The following is a 19,476-nucleotide window of genomic DNA, read 5'->3' as shown; positions in this document are numbered from 1 at the left end:
AGGCTTTTTGGCTGGCTTTATGTTTTAATTTATTTTTTTTTATTTTATAGTAATTTGGAGTTCATAACTGAAATCAAAAACTCCTTATAATAAGAATTTTACTTTAAAATCATTCTTGTGTCTCTGCAAATTTTTTACTTTTCCACTTCTATCCTTACAGTGATAATTGCTATTGAAAAAAAAAGCATTATGGCCGTTCCTACAATATGTCAATTGAATAGTTTTCTAAAAATTCTTAAACACTTTTGGACATTCTTAAACTTCCCCATAAAGACTCGATATTTCATCAAATGACGCAAATTCTTACCTGTTTACAGGTGGTTTAAGACCATCTGACGCAAATCGATGTAATTGATAAAAGTTGTATGTTTTTAAACAATTGACAATCAGCATGTTGAATTGAAATGGGAATATGTAACGTGGCTTTGCCCGTTACCCTCTTGCTATTCCCCTTTAGTTAAATATATAAGCTAAAGACAAAAAAATACTCATTTTAAAGTATTTCATTTAATCAGGCAATATCATAGCGGAAATACATTGTTATTATTAATGTATTATTATTTTGAAAATGAGTTGTTTAAATAAAAAAAAATTAATAGATTGTATTACACAATGATTAATTTATATGAAATATTTAACAAAAAAAGAATAATTTTGAGTAAGTGTAGGCATATTTAAGTATAAACGCAATGCTCATTATTTAAATACATTTTAGCTACTAACAATTAAATTTAAAATTAGAAATGAAAACTATAGCTATTTTTATATTAGGATTATTAATGATAAGTTGTTCAGATAATCAAGATGAAGTTTCATTGAACAAGTGCAGTGAAAGTACACTTATTCAAGAACTGACTGAAAACACACCAGTAATTGTTAAGTTCGTGGAAGATGGTGAACCTTTTTATGACGGGAGTAAGATATACTATGAAGTTGATGCGGAAACATATTTACCCAAGATTTTTGAGCAAAGTCAAAACAAATATATAAGACTTTTTCCCATTAATAAGACAAACCACGACATAGGCACTGAAATAACTGTAAAAGGAACAATAACTACATGTGTTACAGGCAACCACGGGCTTTTGACCAATAATTATATTGCATTCTATTTGTTAGAACAATAAAACTATCTAAAATCAATTAAGATGAAACAAAAATTACTCTTCGCAGCAACATTTCTTTTTGTATTATCAGTCTTTTCTCAACAAGGAATAATAGGAGGAAACAACACTACAATTGCTGAAAATCCTTGGCAAATTTCCATTCGCGGAACCAACAATCATCACGATATAAGGCATAGAAACATCCATATCTGTGGAGGCTCGATAATAGCTCCTAATTGGATTTTGACGGCCGCTCATTGTGTAACCAATCCATTCACTGGAACAGTTATAAATGCAAATGAAATATCAATTGCTGCCGGAATTACACAAAGAACTGACAATATTAATGGGCAGTATAGAAATGTAGTGGAAATCATTAGATACCCTAATTACAATCATTCAACCCTACAAAATGATGTTGCTTTGTTAAGATTAGATGCTAACTTGAACTTAAATACGGATGTCCTTCCCATATTGCTAACAGATAGTTCGTCCCATGCATCTGTTGGAACAATAGGGAGGGTTACTGGATGGGGTAATACTGTGGATGGGCCAGTATATAATCCATCATTTTTGCTTCAAACTTTAGATTTGCCCATCATTTCAAAAACTCAGGCAAATAACTTGAATACTGGAAACATTTCTGTGACGAATAACATGATTCCATTATATGAATCTGGGGGAGGTGTCGCGCCAGGCGATAGCGGCGGCCCATTATCTGTGATGAAAAATGGAACCAGATACTTAATAGGCTGCAGCAGTTGGGGGGAATTTCCTAAAGATGATAAACCAACCATTTATACAGATTTATTTGATTATAGAAGTTGGATTTCTGGAATCGTCCCGTTACCCAGTCTGATTGGGAACAACACTGTATGTAGAACATCCAATACTATCTTCACATTGAATAACGTAAATGCAACAAGTGTTGTGTGGGATAAATCAATTAATCTGGAGACCATTAGCAATAACAATACTCAATTTATAGTAAGAGCAAAACTCAATGCAAGTGGAAATGGATACATAACCGCTACGTTCAATGGAATTACCTTGAGAAAAGATTTTTGGGTAGGGAAGCCAGTATCCAGCATTTCAGGTCCACAACATTTACCCAATGGGGGCTATGCTACTTATTCAGCGTATTCAAATAATTTAGAAAACGTAAGTTACCAATGGACCATTACACCATCGGTTCCTTTTACGGCTAATGGTCCCAATATGGATGTAATTTTTCCTTATGGAAATGCTGATTATGCCATTAAGCTGACGTCAACCAACAACTGCGGAAGTTCTGTTACATATCATTACGTAGCAACTGGCGCGTATGAGCCTGATCGTGTTTATCCCAACCCTTCTTCGGATATTGTACATATTAACCTACAGGAAACCGTCGATAAGACAATTGCGTCGCAGTTTAAGGCAACGGATCTGGTTTTGGGCGAGCTATATGATTATGCTGGCAATATGGTTACTCGTGTAAATATTGTAAACGGCAGAGGCTCTTTCTCTGTAAAGCATTTGAGCAAAGGAGCCTATATTTTAAAGATCAACATAAACGGCAGAGCGGAAAGCCACCGTATTATTGTAAAATAGAAGTGTTTTTTAAGTATGCTATAAAACGGGCCGAACTTATCTGCCCGTTTTTATATAGTTATTGAGTTAAGTGACATATAGGATCTGTTGAAGTGAATTGCTGTTAAGTGAAACTTTTGCGAACTTTCAGCTTATCAAGGCCTTAAATCAACAGATTTACATACTCTACAGCGAAAGCGTCAGTAAGTGGCAAACCAGCCTCATGATAGTACTCTCTCACAATACGATGACCAAATTGAATTTATTACCAATAAGTACTACTTAGAACAAAGTACTGTGACCAAAATAATGTACCTTCTGAATAAAGCATCTATTTTGCATGAGCATTTTTTTGATACCAAAAGGCAGGCCTTAATAAATTAATCGTTTATTTTCATATCATTTAATACAATTTGTATCTTTACAAAACCAAAGACAAACAAAATTTGTTTTTAAATCGTTCTTTTCAACTTTAGTGTACAATCAGGTGGACATCCACAGTTGATAGTGTTTTAAATATCTAATATACAGTGTGTTATGATTAATTAATTAGTCCTGCCACCCCGACATAATGGAGGTCGTCACGCCTGAAAGCGTGACCACCCCGACCATTAAAAGCCTACAAAATCTATGATTTTGTAGGCTTTTTTTATTTGTGGCGTTGCCAACGCAGTTGAGCAAAAGCGAACAAATGAAAAAAGCCGTGAAAACCGCCCTTCGCGGTTTTAGGCTTTTAATGAGCAACGGCCCAAACTCAGGATCAACGCAGTTAATCCTGCATCTTAAACTCAATGTTAAGTCAAGAGTTTTGATATCTAGTAATTAGTGACAATTGTTGGGTGGAAAACACCAACAATGGCATAATGAAAAAACCCGCGAAAATCGCTTATCGTAGTTTTGGCTTTTAATGAGCAACGGCCCAAACTCAGGATCAACGCAGTTAATCCTGCATCTTAAAATCAATTTCAAGTCAAAAGTTCTGATATTTAGTCTTAAGTGACAATTGTTGGTGGGAAAACACCAACAATGGCATAAATACATTTAAGCTTTTAAAACCTCCAAAAGTCTAAAGTTCAAGTACAGTTTTTCCTTACCCACCTGCTCGCTCTTTAAAAACCCCTCGTTTTCCAAATCCTTAAGATAATTTCCAACAGTCTTTAAATTGCCTAACCCTGCCTTTTCCAAATGGTTTCTTTTGGTATATGGCAACCTAAACAATTGCTCCATCAAATCCTTTGAATATATCCTAGGCAATATTTTCTGGATTTCAGATCCCATTGTATTCATGAGCTTTTCAATTTCAGCAATCTGCTGTCTTCCTTTTGAGGCCGTTTGTTCCACCATATCTAGCATGTAAAATATCCAAGCTTCCCAATTGCCTTCCTCTGTGACCTTACGAAGATTAGTGTAATAGTCATTCTTATGTTCAATTATATAACTACTCAAATATAACGCTGGTAAATCCATGAGCCCTGTCAATTTTAGATATAGTAGTAGAATAATTCGTCCTGTACGGCCGTTCCCATCAAAAAAAGGATGGATGGCCTCAAACTGATAATGGATGATTGCCATTTTAATTAGAGGGTCAATATCATCTTTAGAATGGATAAAATCCTCTAGGTTTTTTAATTTTTCCCTGATAATATTTTCGCCTTCAGGTGGTGTATAGATTACTTTATTCGTCACAGGATTTTTCAACTGTGTCCCGGGAGCGTTTCTTATACCAGAATTATTTTTCTTAATTATCCGCATGATGGCTATAAAAAGATTGGTGGTGAGCATAGGCCTTTTCCTTATTTCTTCCATTCCATACCATAACGCATCCTTATAATGCATGACCTCTTTGGTCGCTGGGTTATCGTTTTTTTTCTCTGCAATTGAGGCTTTGAACAATTCGTCTTGGGTGGTTATGATGTTCTCAATGGCAGAACTTGCCCTAGCTTCCTGCAAATTGATAGTGTCAATGAACAATATAGGATTTGGCAGATTGGTTATTGCTCCCTTCAATTCGGATAATGCCCTACTTGCCGTAATGGTTTTTTTAAGAATAGTTAAGCTTTCGATTTCATTTTGTGGGGGGAGAAGTGGCAGGTCATTATATGGTACACTTTGATTATATGAGATCTTATTTTGCATTCTTCAGCTATTTTTACGAGGGCGCAAAACACCTTCGATGTTGATACGGGTGTAAATATAGTTAAATATCGCCCTCGTTTTTAAATTAAGGGTAATTATTGCCCCTTATAATATTCTTGTCAAACCTCTTGTAATAATTTCCTGGTATCGTCTGGTTCTATCGGGAGGGCAATGCAGGTAATCAGCACAACGGTACTATGATTATTAAAGTCTGCCAACATAAAGGAAATTGATTTAAATTTCAAAATCAAAATTTTAGTTTTAAAGATTCGTACTGCTAAGTTGTCAATCTAAAATCAAACGGCTTTGGCCAAAAGGGTTTCTGGCTGGCTTTATGTTTTTCAATAATTTCATTCAATTTTTTTTGTAATTTGGAGTCCGTACGTGAAATCAAAAACTCCATATAATAAGACTTTTAATTTAAAATCATTCTTGTCTTTCTGCAAATTTTTCACGTTTCAACTTCTATACTTATAGTGATAATTGCTATTGAAAAGAAAAGAAAGAATATTATAGCCGTTACTACAATATGTGAATTGAATAGTTTTCTGAAAATAGTAAAACTTAATGAAGTAGAGTTTTGAGGGGTGTTTTATTTATTTGTAGTGATAGCCCGAGGCATAAACGTCATTGTAGAGAATCAAAAGTGATAATTTACCAAATGACTCTTACTGTTTTTGCTTTGATGTGATCTCCCGTTGACATCTTTTAAAAACCGATCAAAAAGTGTACAATTAGTTGTGTCATTGTTTTTGTCCTTATTAAACGAATTTAAAAATTTCTTTGATCGAAGGTTATTTGTGTAGTTATCTTGGAGTTAGTTCGTTAATTAACAAACATGAAGATTTTTTCATTGAAAGAACGGACTTGTTTTCCATGTTTCAAGTAAATTTTTCAAAGCTATCAAAGAGAGGTTAAACCCTACTTTCAAAGCTTTATAAAAAAATGACCTAATTCATGGGCATGATTTCTAAAAGTATTCCTTCAATTTGTTCATAAACCCTTTAGGTCTAATTTTAAACTCATCTTCTAATTCCTGCATGGTTTTATCAGCATCATTCATCTTATTAAACATTTTGGCTCTGATCAGATATATCGATGGAACAATTACGGTCATAATTGGAATTAAAAATAATATTTGATTGCTATCAATATACGATTGATCATCATTGAAAATTGTAAAGATCTGAAAGGTAAACATCGCAATTGGCACAAGTAATACATGATACCACCAATGCCTACAGGTGAAAAACCAAATTAAGAGTAACAATAGAGGTATTATTTTATTGGCCAATGTCCAAGCCAAGACAAAAACACTTCCATAATGTTTACTTTCATATGTAAATAAGAAAGTGTTCCAAACTTGCTTGTCTGGAACACTTTCATATAGATAAAACAAATAAGGAGTTGCCGCAATTAATGTAGCCACAATACTCCCCAAAATAAAACTCTTCTTATCCGTGTGTCGGAACGATGATTCTACTTTTTTCAATATTAGTTTTTGTTTGTCCATCTAAATCAATAAGATTTGAAGCTTGTGCAGTGAACAACGCACCACCGAAAATTGCCAAGGCAATCATGTACTTTTTTGTTTTCATAATTCAAGGGATTTAATTAATTAATTCATTCAAATGTAGCATCAACATCGTACATAACGTGTTAAACAAATGTTAAAATCAATCACCTAAACCGCATGAACCTTACGGTTTTACCGTACTCTTCAAAATTGACGTGGGGTGTAGTTGCTAAAAATTTTCAAGTTTTTTACTGCTTTTTCGCTTTTTGTTTGGTTAAGTTAGTTTTCGTGCTCAATTTTAGGGTCCTTGAGCCATCTAAATTCAATTTTATTTCAATTTTATTAAATTTTTCGGGAAGAAAACTACCTAATTTCTCCGGCCATTCAATAAAAATCCACTGGTCATTAAATAAATATTCCTCGATTCCAAAATTCATAGCCTCTTCCTCATCATTAATTCTGTACAAATCAAAATGATAAATAAGCCCATCTTTAATTTCATATTCGTTAACAATTGAAAATGTAGGGCTGCTGACATTTGATGTACTTCCCAATTGTTTTGAAAGTGCCTTTATTAAAGTCGTTTTACCTACGCCCATTTCGCCATAAAATAAAAGCGTCATGGAGGTGGCCTGTTCTAATATGGCAGTCGCAACTGATTCAATATCTTCAATAGAATATTGGAATTTCATGATTCGTACGGATGAAATTAGTTTAGGACGCAATATTAAACATAATAAACGAAAAATACTAATAAAAACTGTATTTCATCGGACTTATTGGTATTACGTAGAATTATTTCGGATTGAGCACCACAAAAGGAATAATCATCTCTTCCAATGAAACACCGCCATGCTGATAGGTGTTTCTAAAGTAGCTTACATAGTGGTTGTAATTATTTGGATAAGCTAAAAACAGATCTCCTTTAGCAAAAACATAAGAACTACTCATGGTTATGGAAGGGAGATGGATGGTTTTTGGATCTTTGACTACAAATAGATCCTTGGCTTCGTAAGTCAAACTACGTCCTGTTTTGTAACGTAAGTTCAAACTGGTGTCCCTATCACCAATCACCTTTGAGGGATTGTTGACGTTAATGGTACCGTGATCTGTTGTCAAAATCAATTTAAAGCCCATTTGTTGTGCTTTCTGGATCATTTCCAATAAGGGTGAGTTCTTGAACCAGCTCAAGGTAAGGGAGCGGTATGCTTTGTCATTTGATGCCAATTCCTTGACGACGTCCATTTCTGTTTTGGAGTGGGAAAGCATGTCCACAAAGTTATAGACGATAACCGATAAATCATTATTTTTTAGCGATTTGAAGTTTTCAACCAATTTTTTTCCTGATTGAAGATTTGTTATTTTATGATATTCAGTTTTCAAATTCTGTAGTCCCAAACGCTTTAGTTGTGCTTCTAAAAATTCAGCTTCAAAAAGATTTTTTCCTCCATCATCTGTATCGTTCCTCCAATAATTTGGATGTCTCTTCTCCATTTCAAGTGGCATCAGTCCTGAAAAAATGGCATTACGAGCATATTGTGTAGCTGTTGGGAGAATGCTGTAAAAAGAGCTTTCTGAGCTTTTTTTGTAGTAATTATTCACAATGGGTTCAAAAGCTTTCCATTGGTCATAGCGCAAATTATCAATGACTATTAATAAGGTGGGCTGTTTGTCACTTAGCTCAGGTACTATTTTATTTTTGAACAAGGTATGCGACATGATGGGTGCATCCTCATTATCGTCGAACCACTTGGTGTAATTTTTTTCAATAAATTTTCCAAATTGTGTGTTGGCTTCGTTTTTTTGGGATTCTAAAATTTCGGTCATGCCAACATCTTCAATATCTTCAAGCTGAAGTTCCCAGTAAATTAATTTCTGATACAAATCTGACCACTCTTCAAAACTATTAACCATAGACATATCCATGGCGATTTTCCTGAATTCCTGCTGATAGTTGGAGGTCGTTTTTTCAGACACCAATCGGGAATGGTCCAAATTCTTTTTTAAGCTCAATAAAATTTGATTGGGATTAACCGGTTTTATAAGGTAATCCGCAATTTTATTACCTATAGCTTCTTCCATAATGTATTCTTCTTCGCTTTTGGTTATCATTACCACAGGAAGATTGGCGCGACGTGACTTAATCTCATTCAGAGTTTCCAAACCTGTTAATCCCGGCATGTTTTCATCTAGAAAAACAATGTCAAAGTTGGTGTCATCTATAATTTCCAAAGCTTCTGTGCCACTTTTACAGGTGGTGACATTGTAGTTCTTTTTTTCTAAAAACAGGATGTGGGGTTTTAGTAAATCAATTTCATCGTCAACCCAAAGAATATTTATATGGTTCATGTATATTTGTTTATAATTAATGATTAAAAACTCAAGTTTGGATAAAGTAAACAAACTCAAGATATTTAACGACCCAATTTACGGTTTTATTACCATACCCAATTCGTTAATTTTCGATTTGATTGCCCATAAATATTTCCAAAGGCTACGACGGATTTCTCAAATGGGCATGTCTTATTTAGTATATCCCGGAGCGCACCATACAAGATTCCATCATGCTATGGGGTGCATGCATTTAATGCAAAAAGCTGTCAATGTGCTTCGTTTTAAGGGCGTTGACATTTCTGAAGACGAAGAAAACGGTCTGTTGATTGCAATTCTCCTCCATGATATAGGACATGGACCATTTAGTCACGCCATGGAACATAGTATTGTAACAGGGATATCTCATGAGACAATTTCGCTTTTATTTATGGAATATTTGAATGTGGAATTTAACGGAAGTTTAACGCTAGCCATTCAAATGTTCAAAGGAGAATACCCTCGGAACTTTATGTGTCAGCTTATTTCGAGCCAGCTGGATATGGATCGGGCCGATTATTTAAAGCGCGATAGTTTTTACACCGGAGTTGCCGAAGGAAACATCAATGCTGAGCGTTTGATAACGATGCTCAATGTGGTGGATGATGAATTGGTGGTAGAAGAAAAGGGCATATACAGTGTTGAAAAATTTCTCGTTGCCAGACGATTGATGTATTGGCAAGTTTATTTGCATAAAACAAGTGTGGTAGCCGAGCAACTATTGATGCGCGTTTTAAAACGTGCCAAGGAGCTGACGGAAAGAGGTATGGATTTAAAAGCGAGTAGGGCGTTGTCCTATTTTCTGAACAATGAAATAAATAATTCAAATTTCACTACAGATACCTTAGCTGTTTTTGCTCAGTTGGATGATTATGATATTGTCTCAGGAATGAAAGAATGGCAATACCATGATGATTTCGTTTTAAAGAATTTGTGTGACATGATCATCAATAGAGATCTGCTCAAAGTAAAATTGAAGAATAAGAAACGTAAGTTGGACAGTGTGAAAGTGCATAAGGAAAATCTAATGAAACGTTATAATATTAGTGCCGAAGAAGCTGATTACTTTGTGTTTACGGGTGAAATTTCAAATCAGGCTTATCAGCTAAAAACGCAAAGTATCAACATTTTGCATAAATCGGGGAAGATCCAAGATATCGTAAAAGCATCTGACCAATTGAATTTAAAAGCGCTTTCAAAACCGGTTACAAAATATTATATCTGTTATCCGAAGAGATAGGCATTGGGGTTAGGGATCAGAGAGTGACAAAGTTTGATTAACGATTAACGCCTCCCCGTCCGAAGCTCTTGCGGAGGCGGGATTGAAGAGTTTTGATTTTTGAATCTGCATAATCTGCATGAAATGATTCTGAGTTTAGGCTTATGAGTGGTTTAGGTCGATTGTAAATGAAGTGGAAACTATATAAAACCAAAGGCGAACGGCTCTAAGACCAACATGTTATACTGAGCTTTCGAAGTAACTTTACAGTAAACAACAATATATGATACATTTTTTCTATTTTTGCGATTGATGAAATTTACAGCATTACAAATAGCGGAAATTCTAGGAGGCGATATCATCGGGAATCCTGATGTTGAAGTCTCGAAACTTTCAAAGATTGAAGAGGGTACTGAAGGCTCATTGACCTTTTTAGCCAACCCTAAGTATAAGTCGTATATTTATTCTACAAAAGCATCGATAACTATTGTTAACAAAACTTTTGAAGCAGAACATGCAATTACTACGACACTTATAAAAGTAGAGGATGCCTACAAGTCATTTTCAAAACTTTTGGAGTATTACAATCAGGCAAAACTTAATAAGTTTGGAATTGAACAGCCTTCACATATTTCTAAATCCACTACATATGGTGAAGGGGTATATATTGGGGCATTTACTTATATTGGTGATAATGTGACAATTGGAGACAATGTGAAAATATTTCCAAATTGCTATATTGGTGATAATGTCAAAATTGGTGACAATACAATATTGTTCTCTGGGGTTAAAGTTTATTTTGATTGCGTAATTGGCAATAATTGCGTCATTAATTCTGGGGTTATTATTGGTGCTGACGGATTTGGATTTGCACCAAACGAAAATGGAGAATACTCGAAAGTTCCCCAAACTGGCAACGTTATCTTAGAAGATTTTGTTGATATTGGTGCTGCTACAACCATTGATAGAGCAACATTAGGATCGACCATTATTCGCAAAGGTGTTAAATTGGATAATCAAATCCAAGTGGCACATAATGTTGAAATAGGAAAAAATACGGTAATTGCCGCACAGACAGGAATTGCAGGATCAACTAAAATAGGTGAAAACTGTATTATTGGAGGTCAAGTTGGAATTGCTGGTCACATTATTATTGGTAATAATGTAAAAATACAAGCACAGTCAGGAATTGGGAGAAATGTTAAAGACGATGAAATGCTCCAAGGTTCACCGGCATTTGGTTATGCAGATTACAACAAATCTTACGTGTATTTTAAAAACCTGCCTAAAATCATGAAAGAAATTAACAAAATTGATAAAAAGTAAATGGGAATAGTTAAGACAGACATCAAGCAGAAAACAATCCAAAAGAGAGTTTCTTTAAAAGGTGTTGGATTGCATACAGGAAACGATGTAACACTGACATTTTCACCTGCACCGGTAAATTCTGGATTTGCATTTAAACGTATGGACCTCGAAGGTACACCTACGATTGAAGCAATCGCAAGTTTTGTTACCAATACACAACGTGGCACTCGTTTAGAGAAAAACGGGGTGGTTATACAAACTTCAGAGCATGTTTTGGCAGCTCTTGTGGGGATGGATATTGATAACGTTGTGATAGAAATAAATGCTTCTGAACCACCTATAATGGATGGTTCCTCTAAATTCTTTGTAGAGGCACTTGAAGAGGCAGGTATTGAAGAACAAGAAGACTTTAGAGAGGAATACGTTGTTACTGATGTGGTCTCTTATATAGATGAAGAGTCTGGAAGTGAAATCGTTATTATTCCTGCTCAAGAATATCAGGTGACTACAATGGTCGATTTTGGCACTAAAATTCTAGGAACACAAAACGCGACCTTAAATACCATTCACGATTTTAAGGAAGATATCTCAAATTCAAGAACCTTCAGTTTCTTGCACGAAATTGAAATGCTTTTAGAACATGGACTCATTAAAGGAGGCGACTTAAATAACGCCATTGTTTATGTAGATAAGGAATTATCGCCAAAAACCATGGAGAAATTACGCGTAGCGTTCAAAAAAGACTCTATTGCCGTAAAGCCAAATGGTATTCTTGATAATTTAACCCTGCACCATCCCAATGAGGCAGCGCGTCATAAATTGTTGGACGTCATTGGGGATTTGGCACTTATTGGCATCCCTTTAAAAGGAAAAGTCATTGCAAATAAACCTGGACATTTTATAAACACGCAGTTTGCTAGAAAAATGTTCAATATGATCAGGAACGAACGAAGGAGCAATGTTCCTGTGGTCGACCTGAATCAGGAGCCATTAATGGACATCAACCAGATCATGGACATGTTACCACATAGACAACCATTTTTGTTGATCGATAAGATCTTTGAATTGACAGATACTGGTGTTATCGGAGTGAAAAACGTGACGATGAATGAACCTTTCTTTGCAGGACATTTCCCTGGAGCTCCAGTGATGCCAGGGGTTTTGATAGTAGAGGCCATGGCGCAAACAGGAGGGATTCTTGTTTTAAGTACCGTTCCCGATCCAGAAAATTATTTGACCTTTTTCATGAAGATTGATAAGGTGAAATTTAAACAGAAGGTAGTTCCAGGAGATACTCTAATTTTTAAATGCGATTTAATCACACCTATTAGAAGGGGTATCTGTCATATGCAAGGCTATGCCTATGCTAACGGAAAACTTTGTGCGGAAGCGGAATTGATGGCGCAAATTTCAAAAATTAAATAAGAAAGAATAACCGTTTTAGTTATCAAATAAAATCGAAATAATTGCTAAGCCAATTACTAGCACATAAAAAAATTAAAAACAAGGAAATGAACCAACCATTAGCATACGTACATCCTGGAGCCAAAATAGCAAAGAATGTTGTGATTGATCCTTTTACTACCATTCACAACAATGTGATTATTGGTGAAGGTACTTGGATTGGGAGTAACGTAACCATTATGGAAGGGGCTCGCATTGGAAAAAACTGTAATATCTTTCCCGGAGCCGTAATTTCTGCTGTTCCTCAAGATTTGAAATTTAAGGACGAAGATACCATCACTCAAATCGGTAATAATGTAACTATCAGAGAATGTGTCACGATCAACAGAGGCACTTCAGATCGGATGAAAACCGTCATTGGCGATAATTGTTTGATCATGGCCTATTGTCACATCGCCCACGATTGCATTATAGGTAATAATTGTATCTTTTCAAATAATAGCACACTTGCAGGACACATCACTGTAGGAGATTATGTAGTGTTGGCAGGAATGACCGCAGTACATCAATTCTGTTCCATTGGCAATCACGCTTTCGTAACGGGTGGATCTTTGGTTCGTAAAGATGTGCCTCCTTTTGTTAAAGCAGCTAGAGAACCTTTATCTTACGTAGGTATCAATTCGGTTGGATTGAGACGAAGAGGTTTTTCTGCAGATAAGATTAGGGAAATACAAAATATTTATCGCATTCTTTATCAGAAGAATTACAACAATACCCAGGCTTCAGAAATTATTGAAGCTGAAATGGAAGCCACTCCAGAGCGTGATGAAATCCTACAGTTCATCAAAAACTCACATAGAGGTATCATGAAGGGTTATTTTAAATCAAATTAGTTATTAATTATTAAAAGACTCCCACTTTGGTGGGCACTATTATGGCAACAACATCAGATATAAGAAATGGATTGTGCATTAGGTACAATAATGATATTTATAAAATTACAGAGTTTTTACATGTAAAGCCTGGAAAAGGACCAGCTTTTGTAAGAACGAAAATGAAAAGTGTAACCAACGGAAAAGTATTGGAAAATACGTTTTCTGCAGGTCATAAAATTGATGATGTACGCGTAGAAACGCATAAATTCCAGTTTTTATATCATGATGGCGAGTATTATCATTTTATGAATCAAGAGGACTACACGCAAATCAGACTCTTGGAAGCTGCTTTGGATAGACCGGATTTAATGAAGGAAGGCGAAATTGTAACCATCCTAATCAATACAGAAGATAATATGCCATTATCTGTAGAGATGCCTGCGAACGTTATTTTGGAGGTTACTTCTACGGAACCTGGAGTTAAAGGGAACACGGCTACAAACGCTACGAAACCAGCAACTGTTGAAACAGGAGCAGAGGTGAATGTTCCTTTATTCATTAATGAAGGTGATAAAATCCGGATTGAAACTGAAAAAGGAACCTACAAGGAGCGTATTAAAGAGTAGTTTTTAGCCTTCAGTGAGCAGTCAGCAGTGGACAGTCGGTCTGAGATTTAATAATAAATAACTTAACATTAATGAAATTTCCCAAACCATACACTTTAAAGCAAATTGCAGAAATCATCAATACCCCATATGTTGGAACTGATGATTTTCCTGTGTTGGGAATGAATGAGATTCATGTTGTTGAGCCTGGTGATATTGTATTTGTGGACCACCCAAAATATTACGATAAAGCCTTAAACTCTGCCGCAACTATTGTATTGATCAATAAGGAAGTGGCCTGTCCTGATGGTAAAGCGTTGCTTATAAGTGATGATCCATTTAGGGATTTTAACAAATTAACCCAACATTTCAAGCCTTTTAAAAGTGCGAATCAAAGCATTTCAGATTCCGCTAAGATTGGAAAAAACACCATCATACAACCCAATTGTTTTATTGGCCACAATGTGGAGATTGGTGATGATTGCTTGATCCATCCTAATGTCATTATTTATGATGACACCATTATTGGTAACAAGGTGACCATTCATGCCGGTACAGTTTTGGGAGCCAGTGCTTTTTATTATAAAAAGCGCCCAGAAGGATTTGATCAATTGATTTCTGGTGGGCGAGTGGTAGTCAAAGATCATGTTCATATTGGTGCCCTTTGTACGATTGATAGAGGCGTCACCGGAGATACTATTATCGGTGAAGGCTCAAAGCTGGACAATCAAATCCAGATTGGTCATGACACCGTTATTGGAAAAAAATGTTTGATTGCCTCTCAAGTAGGGATTGCCGGCTGTGTGATTATTGAAGATGAAGTCACTATTTGGGGACAAGTAGGAAGTACCAGCGCTATTACGATTGGCGCTAAAGCCGTCGTTCATGCTCAGGCGGGAATCAGTAAATCTTTAGAAGGTGGTAAGACCTATTGGGGCAGACCTGCCCAAGAAGCTAAAGCAGAGTTGAAAGACAAGGTATATATAAAGAAAATACCAGAAATTATAGAACAGTTAAAACGGAAATAATGTCTCCAAAACAAATTGTCAAAAACTTTTATGAATCTGATTTGGCTAGTGATAGCCAATTAATTTCCACATATATGCATGAAGATTGTCAAGTGCATTGGAACAGCAGCACTGGATACAAAGTTTTGGATTATGACGGAATGGATCGGTTTTTTTCAAATATCAGGGTGGCTTATCATTCTCTAAGGCCCCAAATCAGTCATTTACTGCAAGATAAAAATCACGTTACCATAAGATACACCATGTTTGTTAGTACCATTGAAGATCCTGAAAATGAGCTCCCGTTGGCAAATTTCATCAGCATTTGGGAAATTAAAGATGGAAAACTTTACAGGGGCTACGAAATAAGTCAAGTGGCGGACGATAACATTGAAAGTTACAAATCATTTTCAGAAATTAAAGTTTAACAAAGGCTTCATAAATGCTGTTAAAAGAATTACTTTTGCGAAGTCTTAAAAATTAAAAAATAATATAAATGAGCGTTTTAGTAAATAAAGATTCAAAGATAATAGTGCAAGGCTTTACGGGCAGTGAAGGAACCTTTCATGCTGAACAAATGATAGAATACGGAACTAACGTTGTTGGTGGTGTTACTCCTGGTAAAGGTGGACAGGTCCATTTAGATAGACCAGTTTTCAATACTGTTCAAGACGCAGTAAAAGAAGCTAAAGCTGATACTTCTATTATTTTTGTGCCACCAGCTTTCGCTGCAGATGCCATTATGGAAGCTGCTGATGCTGGAATTAAAGTCATTATATGCATTACAGAAGGCATTCCGGTAGCAGACATGATCAAGGCATCAAATTATATTAAATCTAAAGATTGTCGCCTAATTGGTCCAAACTGTCCAGGTGTTATTACGCCAGGTGAAGCTAAAGTTGGGATTATGCCAGGATTTGTCTTCAAGAAAGGTACTGTTGGTATCGTTTCTAAATCGGGAACTTTAACTTATGAAGCTGCTGACCAAGTTGTAAAGCAAGGTCTTGGAATTACCACAGCTATTGGAATTGGTGGTGATCCGATTATTGGAACCACTACTAAAGAAGCCGTAGAAATGTTGATCAATGATCCAGAGACAGAGTGTGTGGTGATGATTGGTGAAATTGGAGGCCAATTGGAAGCTGATGCTGCGTATTGGTATAAAGAAAGCGGTAGTAAAAAACCTATTATCGGTTTTATCGCTGGAGAAACTGCACCTGCAGGACGTACTATGGGCCACGCTGGAGCAATTGTTGGAGGTAGTGATGATACTGCCCAAGCAAAAAAGAAAATCATGAGAGAGTGTGGAATTCACGTGGTGGATTCTCCTGCTGAAATTGGTAAAAAAGTAGCCGAAGTTATGGCTTAATTACCAAATTCTATATTTCAAAAACCTCGCAAATTTGTGGGGTTTTTTTATTTGAAACAGCATCTTATCCTTATATTTGAAAAGAGAATCATCAACCGCAGTCGGGTGCCAAAGTTCAACAATCAAGGCATTCACTGCTAAAAATTTATACTTATGAAGTTATTGGAAGGAAAAACAGCAATCATAACAGGAGCGAGCAGAGGTATCGGTAAAGGTATCGCAGAAGCTTTTGCGGCACATGGTGCAAATGTGGCATTTACATATAGTTCATCTGCAGAATCAGCAAAGATTTTAGAAGACGAGTTGAACACCTTAGGAATTAAAGCCAAAGCCTACCAAAGTAATGCTGCCGATTTTAATGAATCACAAAAATTAGTGGACGATGTCTTGACTGATTTTGGAGCTATTGATATTTTAGTAAATAATGCCGGCATCACTAAAGATAATTTATTGATGCGCATGACTGAGGATGATTTTGATAAAGTCATTGAAGTCAACCTGAAATCCGTTTTCAATATGATCAAGGCCGTACAGCGAACTATGCTAAAGCAGCGCAAAGGCTCTATCATTAATATGAGCTCGGTGGTTGGTGTTAAAGGAAATGCAGGTCAAACCAATTATGCGGCTTCAAAAGCTGGAATCATCGGGTTTTCTAAATCGGTAGCTTTGGAGTTGGGGTCTCGTAATATAAGAAGTAACGTTGTTGCTCCCGGATTTATTGAAACCGAAATGACCGCCAAATTAGATGAAAACACAGTAAAAGCTTGGAGAGACGCCATTCCTTTAAAACGTGGTGGAACTCCTGAAGACATTGCCAATGTGTGTGTGTTTCTGGCCAGTGATTTAAGTGCTTATGTCACAGGACAAACCATTCATGTTGATGGTGGAATGCTGACTTAAACCAATTCCCACGAAAGTGGGAATCTCATGATTTTAACCTCGCATTTAATGCAGATAGAAACCCTTCTATACATCATATTAGCTGGAATTATAGCGCTTTCATTAGCGCTTTTTCAGTATGTATATAAGTCGAAAAAACGAACAAAAGTTCATATCGTTCTGACGCTTTTGAGATTTTTAACTCTGTTTTCTGTATTTCTACTCTTGATAAATCCTAAATTCGATAAGATTACCTATTTTAATGAAAAACCAAATTTACTGATTGCAGTCGATAATTCAGAATCGGTAAAATATTTGGATCAAGATCAAAAAACGAGGGATTTAGTAGCGTTTTTAAAGGAAAATAAATCCTTGAACGAACGATTTAACCTCGAATTTTTTAGTTTCGGAAAGGACATCAATACCTTAGATACCTTATCGTTTAATGAAAAGCAAACCAATCCCACCTTGTTGTTTGAGCGTTTTTCTCAGGTGTATGGAAATTCTATTGCTCCTCTAGTCATGATTACCGATGGCAATCAGACTTATGGCAATGATTATGAATTTGCCGCCCAAAACTATAAGCACCCCATCTTCCCAGTCATTTTAGGAGATACCACACGCTATACCGATTTAAAAATTGAACAACTCAACGTCAATAAATATGCTTATTTAAAAAATAAATTCCCTATTGAAATTATTGCCATTTATAATGGTTTGGATGACGTAAGCTCCCAATTAACCATAAGTTCTGGAAGCACTATTGTGTTTTCTGAGAATTTGACATTTAATAAAGAGCACTCCAGCAGACTCGTCACCTTAACTTTACCTGCGAGTATTTCCGGAGTCCACAGTTATAAAGCGGAGTTAAAACCACTTGCAAACGAAAAAAACACCGTCAATAATATCAAGAATTTTGCGGTAGAGGTCATTGATAGAAAAACCCATGTTGCTATTATCTCTGATCTCATCCACCCTGATTTAGGCGCTTTGAAAAATGCAATCGAAAGTAATGAGCAACGTGAAGCCTCCATCGTAACGCCAACAGAATTCATGAGCTTATCATATGATTTTCAGCAAGCTATACTTTATCAGCCAAATCAAAGCTTTAAATTGATTTATGATGAAATTCTCGCTTTAAACATCAATGCTTTTACCATTCTTGGCACCAAAACAAACTGGTTAGAGTTCAATAAACTGCAACCTTATATGCAGCAAACCGTGACCAATCAGTATGAGGATTTTCAACCTGCGTTAAATTCCAATTACAATGTGTTTATTGTTGACGATCTTAATTTTTCTGATTTTCCACCTTTGCAAACGGAATTTGGTGCCACCACTTTTTCAATTCCGACGGAAGTTATTTTATACAAAACCGTTAATGGCATTCAATTAAAAGAACCTTTGTTATTGACTTATGAAGTGAATGAAAAAAGAGCCGTGATATTAAATGGTGAAGGAATTTGGCGTTGGAGAGCACAAAGTTTTCTGGATGAAAAATCGTTTCATGGCTTTGACAATTTTATCGGAAAGATCATTCAATATCTCGATTCTAATAAAAAGCGTGCCCGATTAAATGTCTCTTATGAGTCCTTCTACAGTGGTAATGATAATGTGATCCTGACGGCGCAATTTTTTAACAAGACTTATGAGTTCGACAACACTGCAAACCTTGAGATTACGATAAAGAACAAAGAAAATGACCAATCCCAAACAGTGCCATTCATTCTCAGACAATCAAATTATCAGGTGGATTTAAGCGGATTAGAGGCTGGTGATTATACATTTACCGTAAAAGCGCGGAACGAAAATATATCCCAATCGGGCGAATTCAAGATTTTGGATTATAATGTAGAACAGCAATTCCTCAATGCAAATGTTTCCAAGCTTCAAAATTTGGCTAGCCAAAGTCAAGGCACATCGTATTTTATTAACGACACCAACACACTTATAGAGCAATTAATAAAGGACGAAAGGTTCGCAACCATCCAAAAAAGCACTAAAAAAGTTGTACCTTTGATCGATTGGAAATTTCTACTGGCCTTCATCGCGTTAAGTCTTAGTGCAGAATGGTTTATTAGGAAATACAACGGCTTAATTTAAACGAAAA

Annotated in this window: 17 protein-coding genes; 12 read left to right on the top strand and 5 right to left on the bottom strand. The window is 35.9% G+C overall.

All coding sequences use genetic code 11. The features are described 5' to 3' along the window. Positions 1–743: 743 nt before the first annotated feature. The gene (locus ESZ48_RS05355; protein WP_129016299.1) at positions 744–1,127 is read left to right on the top strand and encodes a hypothetical protein; all 384 of its coding nucleotides are present in this window, start codon (positions 744–746) and stop codon (positions 1,125–1,127) included. A gap of 21 nt (positions 1,128–1,148) precedes the next feature. Continuing rightward, positions 1,149–2,699 (top strand): DUF1986 domain-containing protein, encoded by a 1,551-nt coding sequence (locus ESZ48_RS05350; RefSeq protein WP_129016298.1) that lies wholly within the window; start codon positions 1,149–1,151, stop codon positions 2,697–2,699. A gap of 1,020 nt (positions 2,700–3,719) precedes the next feature. Here ESZ48_RS05350 and ESZ48_RS05345 read toward each other — a convergent pair. From ESZ48_RS05345 to porX, 5 genes are all read right to left on the bottom strand, one after another. Continuing rightward, positions 3,720–4,814 carry a Fic family protein gene (locus ESZ48_RS05345; RefSeq protein WP_129016297.1) on the bottom strand — a complete coding sequence of 365 codons (1,095 nt, stop codon included), beginning with the start codon at positions 4,812–4,814 and terminating at the stop codon, positions 3,720–3,722. A gap of 970 nt (positions 4,815–5,784) precedes the next feature. After that, the gene (locus ESZ48_RS05340; RefSeq protein ID WP_129016296.1) at positions 5,785–6,306 is read right to left on the bottom strand and encodes a hypothetical protein; all 522 of its coding nucleotides are present in this window, start codon (positions 6,304–6,306) and stop codon (positions 5,785–5,787) included. Continuing rightward, the gene (locus ESZ48_RS19245; RefSeq protein WP_190246200.1) at positions 6,269–6,412 is read right to left on the bottom strand and encodes a hypothetical protein; all 144 of its coding nucleotides are present in this window, start codon (positions 6,410–6,412) and stop codon (positions 6,269–6,271) included. The genes ESZ48_RS05340 and ESZ48_RS19245 overlap by 38 nt, the downstream gene beginning before the upstream one ends. Before the next feature lie 166 nt (positions 6,413–6,578). Continuing rightward, positions 6,579–7,022 carry a tRNA (adenosine(37)-N6)-threonylcarbamoyltransferase complex ATPase subunit type 1 TsaE gene (tsaE, locus tag ESZ48_RS05335; protein WP_129016295.1) on the bottom strand — a complete coding sequence of 148 codons (444 nt, stop codon included), beginning with the start codon at positions 7,020–7,022 and terminating at the stop codon, positions 6,579–6,581. 103 nt (positions 7,023–7,125) lie between these two features. Next, positions 7,126–8,679: a T9SS response regulator signal transducer PorX gene (gene porX / locus ESZ48_RS05330; RefSeq protein WP_129016294.1), complete on the bottom strand. Its 1,554-nt coding sequence runs from the start codon at positions 8,677–8,679 to the stop codon at positions 7,126–7,128. A 37-nt stretch (positions 8,680–8,716) separates the two neighbouring features. On the opposite strand from porX, the gene ESZ48_RS05325 reads away from it, so the two are divergent. The 10 genes from ESZ48_RS05325 (at position 8,717) to ESZ48_RS05280 (ending at position 19,469) form a co-directional block, all read left to right on the top strand. Continuing rightward, complete coding sequence (locus ESZ48_RS05325) at positions 8,717–9,940, top strand: HD domain-containing protein (protein ID WP_129016527.1); 1,224 nt, start codon at positions 8,717–8,719, stop codon at positions 9,938–9,940. A gap of 291 nt (positions 9,941–10,231) precedes the next feature. Continuing rightward, a complete protein-coding gene (lpxD, locus tag ESZ48_RS05320; protein WP_129016293.1) occupies positions 10,232–11,245 on the top strand; it encodes a UDP-3-O-(3-hydroxymyristoyl)glucosamine N-acyltransferase in 1,014 nt (337 codons plus the stop codon). Beyond that, positions 11,246–12,652: a bifunctional UDP-3-O-[3-hydroxymyristoyl] N-acetylglucosamine deacetylase/3-hydroxyacyl-ACP dehydratase gene (locus ESZ48_RS05315; protein WP_129016292.1), complete on the top strand. Its 1,407-nt coding sequence runs from the start codon at positions 11,246–11,248 to the stop codon at positions 12,650–12,652. An 86-nt stretch (positions 12,653–12,738) separates the two neighbouring features. Next, positions 12,739–13,524 carry an acyl-ACP--UDP-N-acetylglucosamine O-acyltransferase gene (gene lpxA / locus ESZ48_RS05310; RefSeq protein ID WP_129016291.1) on the top strand — a complete coding sequence of 262 codons (786 nt, stop codon included), beginning with the start codon at positions 12,739–12,741 and terminating at the stop codon, positions 13,522–13,524. 41 nt (positions 13,525–13,565) lie between these two features. Then, positions 13,566–14,132, top strand: coding sequence for an elongation factor P (gene efp, locus ESZ48_RS05305; protein WP_129016290.1), 567 nt, complete (start codon positions 13,566–13,568; stop codon positions 14,130–14,132). A 71-nt stretch (positions 14,133–14,203) separates the two neighbouring features. After that, positions 14,204–15,139, top strand: coding sequence for a UDP-3-O-(3-hydroxymyristoyl)glucosamine N-acyltransferase (locus tag ESZ48_RS05300; protein WP_129016289.1), 936 nt, complete (start codon positions 14,204–14,206; stop codon positions 15,137–15,139). Next, positions 15,139–15,546: a nuclear transport factor 2 family protein gene (locus tag ESZ48_RS05295; protein ID WP_129016288.1), complete on the top strand. Its 408-nt coding sequence runs from the start codon at positions 15,139–15,141 to the stop codon at positions 15,544–15,546. The genes ESZ48_RS05300 and ESZ48_RS05295 overlap by 1 nt, the downstream gene beginning before the upstream one ends. A gap of 68 nt (positions 15,547–15,614) precedes the next feature. Continuing rightward, on the top strand, positions 15,615–16,487 hold the full coding sequence (gene sucD, locus ESZ48_RS05290) for a succinate--CoA ligase subunit alpha (protein ID WP_129016287.1): 873 nt from the start codon (positions 15,615–15,617) through the stop codon (positions 16,485–16,487). A gap of 153 nt (positions 16,488–16,640) precedes the next feature. Continuing rightward, positions 16,641–17,387, top strand: coding sequence for a 3-oxoacyl-[acyl-carrier-protein] reductase (gene fabG, locus ESZ48_RS05285; protein WP_129016286.1), 747 nt, complete (start codon positions 16,641–16,643; stop codon positions 17,385–17,387). 48 nt (positions 17,388–17,435) lie between these two features. Continuing rightward, positions 17,436–19,469, top strand: a complete 2,034-nt coding sequence (locus tag ESZ48_RS05280; protein ID WP_129016285.1) for a VWA domain-containing protein — start codon at positions 17,436–17,438, stop codon at positions 19,467–19,469. The last annotated feature ends 7 nt before the right edge of the window (positions 19,470–19,476 follow it).

It is taken from the genome of Gelidibacter gilvus (genome assembly GCF_004115975.1).
Classification (GTDB): domain Bacteria; phylum Bacteroidota; class Bacteroidia; order Flavobacteriales; family Flavobacteriaceae; genus Gelidibacter; species Gelidibacter gilvus.
The sequence above is the reverse complement of the archived record's forward strand: the minus strand, read 5'-3'. Positions and strand labels throughout refer to the sequence as shown.

Coding starts and splice junctions, on each gene's coding strand:
- ESZ48_RS05355 (WP_129016299.1), top strand. CDS start 744: ATGAAAACTATAGCTATTTTTATATTAGGATTATTAATGATAAGTTGT.
- ESZ48_RS05345 (WP_129016297.1), bottom strand. CDS start 4,814: ATGCAAAATAAGATCTCATATAATCAAAGTGTACCATATAATGACCTG.
- ESZ48_RS19245 (WP_190246200.1), bottom strand. CDS start 6,412: ATGAAAACAAAAAAGTACATGATTGCCTTGGCAATTTTCGGTGGTGCG.
- efp (WP_129016290.1), top strand. CDS start 13,566: ATGGCAACAACATCAGATATAAGAAATGGATTGTGCATTAGGTACAAT.
- sucD (WP_129016287.1), top strand. CDS start 15,615: ATGAGCGTTTTAGTAAATAAAGATTCAAAGATAATAGTGCAAGGCTTT.
- porX (WP_129016294.1), bottom strand. CDS start 8,679: ATGAACCATATAAATATTCTTTGGGTTGACGATGAAATTGATTTACTA.
- fabG (WP_129016286.1), top strand. CDS start 16,641: ATGAAGTTATTGGAAGGAAAAACAGCAATCATAACAGGAGCGAGCAGA.
- lpxA (WP_129016291.1), top strand. CDS start 12,739: ATGAACCAACCATTAGCATACGTACATCCTGGAGCCAAAATAGCAAAG.
- ESZ48_RS05300 (WP_129016289.1), top strand. CDS start 14,204: ATGAAATTTCCCAAACCATACACTTTAAAGCAAATTGCAGAAATCATC.
- lpxD (WP_129016293.1), top strand. CDS start 10,232: ATGAAATTTACAGCATTACAAATAGCGGAAATTCTAGGAGGCGATATC.
- tsaE (WP_129016295.1), bottom strand. CDS start 7,022: ATGAAATTCCAATATTCTATTGAAGATATTGAATCAGTTGCGACTGCC.
- ESZ48_RS05315 (WP_129016292.1), top strand. CDS start 11,246: ATGGGAATAGTTAAGACAGACATCAAGCAGAAAACAATCCAAAAGAGA.
- ESZ48_RS05295 (WP_129016288.1), top strand. CDS start 15,139: ATGTCTCCAAAACAAATTGTCAAAAACTTTTATGAATCTGATTTGGCT.
- ESZ48_RS05350 (WP_129016298.1), top strand. CDS start 1,149: ATGAAACAAAAATTACTCTTCGCAGCAACATTTCTTTTTGTATTATCA.
- ESZ48_RS05280 (WP_129016285.1), top strand. CDS start 17,436: ATGCAGATAGAAACCCTTCTATACATCATATTAGCTGGAATTATAGCG.